Below are 286 nucleotides of genomic sequence, written 5' to 3'. Positions count from 1 at the left end.
GGCATGCTGCCGACCGGCGGCTTCGTCGTCCTCGACACCGTCGTGACGCCCGAGCTCGCCGAGGAGGGCCTCGCCCGTGACCTCGTCCGTGCGGTCCAGCAGGCCCGCAAGGACGGCGGCCTCGACGTGACCGACCGGATCGAGCTCGTCGTGTCCGGTTCGGCGGCGGTCCTGGCGGCAGCCACCACGCACGAGGCGCTGATCGCGGGGGAGACCCTCGCGACGTCGTACACCGTCAGCGCCGGGGCGGACGCCGAGGGCGCCACCGCGGTCGTCGTGGGTGACG

Annotated in this window: 1 protein-coding gene; it reads left to right on the top strand. The window is 74.8% G+C overall.

Features of this window, described 5'->3' with window-relative positions; translation table 11 throughout:
- On the top strand, positions 1-286 hold a 286-nt coding region (locus tag ACOADB_RS24385; protein ID WP_378604914.1), incomplete at both ends, for a DUF5915 domain-containing protein.

Source organism: Nocardioides sp. CPCC 206348 (assembly GCF_048654705.1).
In the GTDB taxonomy this organism is placed as follows: Bacteria; Actinomycetota; Actinomycetes; order Propionibacteriales; family Nocardioidaceae; genus Nocardioides.
This window is presented reverse-complemented; position numbering and strand designations above follow the sequence as displayed.